The 4,711-nt window shown below is 69.1% G+C and carries 3 protein-coding genes and 1 pseudogene; 2 read left to right on the forward strand and 2 right to left on the reverse strand.

Annotated elements, in window-relative coordinates; translation table 11 throughout:
• Positions 1-604 precede the first annotated feature (604 nt).
• Positions 605-1,558: a type I pantothenate kinase gene (gene coaA / locus A3ES_RS0145155; protein WP_020393425.1), complete on the reverse strand. Its 954-nt coding sequence runs from the start codon at positions 1,556-1,558 to the stop codon at positions 605-607.
• Positions 1,559-1,651: 93 nt separating this feature from the next.
• On the opposite strand from coaA, the gene A3ES_RS0145160 reads away from it, so the two are divergent.
• Positions 1,652-2,002 carry a holo-ACP synthase gene (locus A3ES_RS0145160; RefSeq protein ID WP_020393426.1) on the forward strand — a complete coding sequence of 117 codons (351 nt, stop codon included), beginning with the start codon at positions 1,652-1,654 and terminating at the stop codon, positions 2,000-2,002.
• 1 nt (position 2,003) lies between these two features.
• Complete coding sequence (locus A3ES_RS0145165) at positions 2,004-3,449, forward strand: bifunctional ADP-dependent NAD(P)H-hydrate dehydratase/NAD(P)H-hydrate epimerase (protein WP_020393427.1); 1,446 nt, start codon at positions 2,004-2,006, stop codon at positions 3,447-3,449.
• On the opposite strand, the pseudogene A3ES_RS50730 reads toward A3ES_RS0145165, so the two are convergent.
• A pseudogene (locus tag A3ES_RS50730) lies at positions 3,433-4,711 on the reverse strand (hypothetical protein); the annotation flags it as partial. The gene A3ES_RS0145165 and the pseudogene A3ES_RS50730 sit on opposite strands and share 17 nt — an antisense overlap.

Here is a 4,711-nt window from a genome sequence, read left to right on the forward strand (position 1 = left end):
ATCTCGGCCTCGAACATGGCCTGCATCACCGCCAGCCCAGCGGCCACACTCATCGCCAGCAGGCCCTCACGGGCCGCGCCGGCGACATCGGCCAGCGCGACACACACCTCGTCAGGCAGATCGGAGAAATTCATGGTGTCGGCCTGCGCGGCCGCGTGCAGAGTAGGTACGGTCTTCATGGCGGTCCCCTTCCTTCGGGTGTTCTTGGTCGTTCACCCGAGACCTACCACCAGGCAGGCCTCAGGTGGGGGACCGCCACCTCAAGTTCCACGAAGACCGGGACAACCTCTGCGAGTCGGCGCGGCAAGGTACCTCGCCGAAACCCCTTAACTTACTGGCTTTGCTACTAACCCCAGGCCGGCGGGGCGCACGTGCTGACCGTGCATCCGCGTGCGTCTCGCCTTCCAATGTTCCCCGTCCCGGCTGCCCCATGACGATCGGAGGCTGCGTGGGACTACTCGACGGGCTGCAGCTCGCGCAGCTTGGCTCGCGCGCATCGTGGTCGTACCGCGCGACGCAGGAGCGTTAAAACCCGGTGGGTGGGAGCGGTCGAACGTAGCCGCGACGCAGGAGCGGGCGTCGGAGAGTGCGTGGGGAGAAACCCTCAGAGTTTGCGGAGTCGGACCCAGCGGACGGCGTGGTCGGCGCCCTTGCGGAGCACCAGGGTGGCTCGCGAGCGCGTCGGCAGGATGTTTTCGCGCAGGTTGGGGCCGTTGATGCCGTCCCAGAGTGACTCCGCCTTGGCGATCGCTTCGCCGCGGCTGAGTTCGCCGTACCGGACGAAGTAGGACTCCGGGTTGCGGAAGGCCGTCTCCCAGAGCTTGAGGAAGCGGTGCACGTACCAGGACCGGATGTCGTCGGCCGCCGCGTCGACGTACACGGAGAAGTCGAAGAAGTCGCTGACCGCCAGCCCGCTCTTGCCGTCGGCGTGCCGGGGTGCCGGCTGGAGCACGTTCAGCCCTTCGAGCAACAGGATGTCGGGCATCTCGACGGTGGTGCGGACGCCCGGCATCCGGTCGTAGTGCAAGTGCGAGTAGACCGGCGCTTCGACGTTGTCCATCCCGGACTTCACCTCGACGACGAAACGCAGCAGCGACTTGCGGTCGTAGGACTCCGGGAAGCCCTTGCGCAGCATCAGGCCGCGGCGTTCCAGTTCGGCGTTCGGCCACAGGAAGCCGTCGGTGGTGACCAGGGCGACGCGGGGGTGCTCGGGCCAGCGGGCCAGCAGTTCGCGCAGCAGCCGAGCGGTGGTGGACTTGCCGACGGCAACAGAACCGCCGATGCCGATCACGAACGGGGTCCGGGTCGCGGCCGGTTTGCCCAGGAACGACTCTGTGTCGGAATGCAGCGCCCGGGCGTGCCGCACGTAGAGCGACAGGATCCGGGACAGCGGCAGGTAGACCTCGCGGACCTCGTCGATGTCGATCTCGTCCCCGAGACCGCGCAGCCGCTCGATTTCCTCGGCCGTCAGCGGCGACTCGGTCGTCTCGGCCAACTGGGCCCAGGCGGCGCGGTCAAGCTCGGTGTACGGGGTCACCTCCCGCGACGGCTGCAGCATGGGGCCCATTCTTCCCACACCTGACGGGGATACGCTGACCGGCATGTGCGGCAACGAGACTGTGGGTGTGGCAGTTGTCACATCAACGACCCCATGATCGTCGGCGTGGGCATCGATGTGGTCGACGTCGAGCGGTTCATGAAAACGCTCGAGCGGACGCCCTCCCTGCGCGAACGCGTCTTCACACCGGCCGAGGCGAAGAAACCGCCGGCCTCGCTGGCGGCCCGGTTCGCGGCCAAGGAAGCGCTCGCCAAGGCACTCGGCGCGCCGGCCGGGATGCACTGGCACGACGCCGAGGTGTGGACCGACGATTCCGGCCGGCCCTGGCTGGAGATCACCGGTACTGTCGCGGCGCAGGCGGCGCAGCTCGGCGTACAGAGTCTGCATCTGTCCCTCAGCCATGACGCCGGCATCGCGTCGGCGGTCGTCATCCTGGAGGGCTGAGATGCGTCACGCCCACACCGTCGAGCAGATCCGCGCCGCCGAGGCCGAGCTGATGGCCCGGCTCCCCGAGGGAACGCTGATGCAGCGCGCCGCGACCGGGCTGGCTGTTGCCATCAGCAACTTCCTTGGCTTCACGTACGGCGCCCGCGTGGTGCTGCTGGTCGGCTCGGGCGACAACGGCGGAGACGCCTTGTACGCCGGGGAAAAGCTGGCCCGCCGCGGGGCGCAGGTGGTTGCCGTGCTGCTCTCGGAGAAGTACCACCGTGAGGGCCTGGCTGCACTCGTCGCAGCCGGCGGCCGCGTTGCCGCGGGAAGCTCCGGCACGAGCGCCGACGATACGTCGCTGACTGGCTTTGCCGGGGAGATAGCGGCGGCCGATGTGGTTGTCGATGGGATCGTCGGGATCGGTGGGCGGCCCGGGCTTCGGCCGGATGCGTTGGCGGCTGTGCGTGTTGCGGAGCAGTACGAGGTACCGATCGTTGCTGTGGACATGCCGTCTGGGGTCGACGTGGACAGCGGCGAAACTCCGGCTGAGCATGTCAAGGCAGCACTGACTGTCACCTTCGGTACCCACAAGATTTGCCATCTGATCGACCCGGCCGCGGCAGCCTGCGGCCCCGTCCACCTCGTCGATATCGGCCTTGACCTACCGCACGCGCCCGTCGAGTCCCTCCAAAGCGCGGACGTCCGAGCGCTCTACCCCGTACCGACCGGCGAATCCGACAAGTACTCCCGTGGCGTCCTCGGCCTGATGGCGGGCTCGGCGCAGTACCCGGGCGCCGCCGTCATCGCCACCTCGGGCGCCCTGGCCGGCCCGATCGGCATGCTCCGGTACGTCGGTCCGGACCCCGTCGCCGAAGCGGTTCGTGCCATCCATCCCGAGGTCGTGGCCGGTGAAGGCCGGGTCCAGGCTTGGGCCATCGGTTCCGGTCTGGGCGATGAACTCGACACCGCCAAGGTCCGCGAACTCCTCGACGGTGAAGAGCCGGTGCTGCTCGACGCCGACGGGCTGAAGGCGCTCGACGACTCGGGCGATCACCCGAACGTCCTGATCACCCCGCACGCCGGTGAACTCGCCCGCATGCTCGGCGTCGAGCGCTCCCAGGTCGAGGCCGAACGCCTGAAGCACGCCCGACAGGCCGCCGAACGCTTCGACGTGACAGTCCTCCTGAAGGGCTCGACCACGGTCATCGCCGCGCCTGATGGCCAGGTCCGCATCAACACCAACGCCGCCGCATGGCTCGCCACCGCCGGCGCGGGCGACGTACTGGCCGGCCTGTGCGGCGCGCTCCTGGCCGCGGGTCTCACCCCACTCGAGGCCGCCGCGGTCGGCGCCTACCTGCACGCCGCTGCCGCCAACCTAGCGTCCGACGGCGGCCCGATCACAGCCATGCAGGTCGCAGCCAAACTGGCAGAGGCGACCCGCCACCTCATGGCGGATCGGTGATCCGACCTGCGGGTTCCGCGGGTTCCGCGGGTTCGCAATGGTCGTTGTTGTCGGTGATCCGGTGCGTGCCTTTGTGATCGACGCGGAACTTGAGGCCGTGCTTCGTGATCCATTCCAGGGCGCCGTCGTCTAGGCGTCGGACTTGCCAGCCGCCGAGGGTCTTGACCCGGTGGCTGTAGCGCCGTAGCGGGGTGAGGTTGGTGATGCTGGTCTGGCCCGGTGGCCCGGTATCGGCGAAGTCGTACGGCGTGACGTGGTCGAGGTCGGTGCCGTCGGTGGTCTCCGTGGCTCCGTAGGGAAACTGCTCAACCGGGTAGATCAGCTTGAGATGCTCGCGCATCTCCCGCGGCACCTCGTAGGCGTTGACGTTGATCCGGTCGTCGTTGAGGTCGATGACGGGCTTGATGATGATCTGGCTGTGGCCGAGGAGTTCTTCCAGGCGGGTGGTGAAGACGGGGCCGAAGCGTTCGACGCGGGTGACGCCTTCGCCGGCGAGCAGGGTCTGGTCGGTGAGGTGGATGTAGAGGGTGGTTTGCGCTGGGCGGCGCTTGGTGTTGCCGGGTCCTTGGCGGTACGCGCCGTGGCGGATCGCCGCCAGTTTCCTGGCGAGTTCGCGGCGTGCGGCAGCATCCATCCCCGGATTCTGATCCGGGCTCTCGGCGCGGTCGGCGGCGTCCGCCGGGCCCGTGGCTTCGGGGGCATCGGGAGGCTCGGCGGGGCCGGGGTCGCGGCGGTCGTTTCGGTTGTCGGCCTCCGAGGGGGCGGGGGAGGCGGTGTGGTCGTAGGCGGGGTCGCTGGGGTGTGGGGGGTCCCAGTCGGGGTCGTGTTCGGCTGGGGGTTCGTCGGCGGCGAACCAGTCAGTCGGCCAATCCTGGCCGGGCGCAGCTGAGCCCGCTGGTTCTGCGCCGGTGTTTGTTGCCGTCGGCCGATGGGGCTGGGGCTGGGGTTGGGGCTTGATGCCTGCCGTCGCGTCCCTGTCGGTCTCCGCGTCTGGCTGCGGGTCAGGTTCCGCGTGGATGGCGGGCTGGCTCTCGCGGTCGGCGTCGGCGTCCTGGTCGGTTGGTGGTGCTGTGGATGGGGCGGACGCTGCGTCCGGTTCGGGCGCGGCGGCCGGGCTGGTGCCCGGGGCGTTGGTGCGGTCGGTGTCGGGGGTGCTGCTGCGGTTGGTGTCTGGGGCGGTGCCTGGGTTGCTGGTGCGTTGGTTGGGTGGGGTTAGGTGGGTGGCGAGGGTGAGGAGGAGTTCTTGGGTGAGGGTGGGGTCG

The sequence above is a fragment of the Kribbella catacumbae DSM 19601 genome (assembly GCF_000372465.1).
In the GTDB taxonomy this organism is placed as follows: domain Bacteria; phylum Actinomycetota; class Actinomycetes; order Propionibacteriales; family Kribbellaceae; genus Kribbella; species Kribbella catacumbae.